This is a genomic window from Streptomyces sp. NPDC059456, from assembly GCF_042750055.1.
In the GTDB taxonomy this organism is placed as follows: domain Bacteria; phylum Actinomycetota; class Actinomycetes; order Streptomycetales; family Streptomycetaceae; genus Streptomyces.
Map to the genome: position 1 here is coordinate 1 of NZ_JBHYVA010001145.1, position 1,216 is coordinate 1,216.

Consider the following 1,216-nt stretch of genomic DNA (forward strand, 5'->3'; position numbering starts at 1 on the left):
CACCCTCGCGCGCCCACCCACACCCCCCCCCCCCCGCCGCCCCCGGCCCCCCCCCCGGCCCCCGGGGGCCGCCCGTGTGCGCGCCCCCCCACGGCCGCCCCGTCGGCGTCGTCACCGACCACGACCTGACCGGCGTGGACCGCTTCACCCAGCTCTCCGAGGTCATGTCGAAGGAGCTCCTGCTCATCGACGCCGACATGGACGCCCGCGACGCCTTCAACCAGCTCGACGCCGGCCACCGCAAGCTGGCCCCGGCCGTCGACAAGGACGGCAGGCTCGTCGGCATCCTCACCCGCAAGGGTGCGCTGCGCGCGACGCTCTACACCCCGGCCACCGACGCGAACGGCAAGCTGCGCATCGCGGCCGCCGTCGGCATCAACGGCGACTTCGTGGCCAAGGCCAAGCAGCTGCTCGACGCGGGCGTTGACACGCTCGTCATCGACACGGCGCACGGCCACCAGGAGTCGATGATCAACGCGATCAAGGCCATCCGCGCCCTGGACCCGCAGGTCCCGATCGTGGCGGGCAACATCGTCGCCGCCGAGGGCGTCAAGGACCTCATCGAGGCCGGCGCCGACATCATCAAGGTCGGTGTGGGCCCCGGCGCCATGTGCACCACCCGCATGATGACCGGCGTGGGCCGCCCGCAGTTCTCCGCGGTGCTGGAGTGCGCGGCCGAGGCCAAGAAGTACGGCAAGCACGTGTGGGCCGACGGCGGCGTCCGTCACCCGCGCGACGTGGCGATGGCGCTGGCCGCCGGCGCGTCCAACGTGATGATCGGCTCCTGGTTCGCCGGTACGTACGAGTCCCCGGGCGACCTCCAGCAGGCGGCCGACGGCCGCCTCTACAAGGAGTCCTTCGGCATGGCGTCGGCGCGCGCCGTGCAGAACCGCACCTCCGAGGAGTCGGCGTACGACCGGGCCCGCACGGGCCTCTTCGAGGAGGGCATCTCCACCTCGCGGATGTTCCTGGACCCGGCCCGCCCGGGCGTCGAGGACCTGATCGACTCGATCATCGCGGGCGTCCGCTCGTCCTGCACGTACGCGGGCGCGGGCTCCCTCGCGGAGTTCGAGGAGAAGGCCGTGGTCGGCATCCAGTCCGCCGCCGGTTACGCCGAGGGCAAGCCGCTGCACGCCAGCTGGAGCTAGTTCCCGCCGGTGGGCCCGGGGGCCCCCCCCCCGGGGACGGGGCCCGGGCCCCGGCGGGTGCGCGGGGC

The 1,216-nt window shown here is 74.0% G+C and carries 1 pseudogene; it reads left to right on the plus strand.

Going from position 1 to position 1,216, the window contains the following annotated elements:
* Window positions 1-92: 92 nt before the first annotated feature.
* Window positions 93-1,148 (plus strand): annotated as a pseudogene (locus tag ACFXA3_RS42820) (GuaB1 family IMP dehydrogenase-related protein); the annotation flags it as partial.
* Between the last annotated feature and the right edge of the window lie 68 nt (window positions 1,149-1,216).